The 244-nt window shown below is 49.6% G+C and carries 1 protein-coding gene; it reads right to left on the bottom strand.

Features of this window, described 5'->3' with window-relative positions:
* The coding region (locus AB4512_RS25460; protein ID WP_372176240.1) for a hypothetical protein at positions 1-244 on the bottom strand (244 nt) is incomplete at both ends.

Genomic DNA, 244 nt, shown 5'->3' with positions numbered 1-244 from the left:
CGCATCAAACTGTTGGCGCCAGCGAATGCGGAAATCTTCAATAGCACTTTCAGAGGTTGGGAACTCGTGAGCTGGCAGCAAACGGATCTCAGAGATGTCTTCGATAGAGCGCTGATTTTCAGGATCGAAAGTACGAATGGTGTCGATCTCGTCATCGAAAAAATCGATTCGATACGGGTCTTTGCTGCCCATTGGGAACAAGTCGAGAATTGAACCTCGGCTCGCATATTCACCCGGGCCAAAC

This window comes from Vibrio sp. 10N.222.52.B7, assembly GCF_041474275.1.
Classification (GTDB): domain Bacteria; phylum Pseudomonadota; class Gammaproteobacteria; order Enterobacterales; family Vibrionaceae; genus Vibrio; species Vibrio crassostreae_C.
Note: the sequence above shows the minus strand (reverse complement) of the source record. Positions and strands in the feature narration are given on the sequence as shown.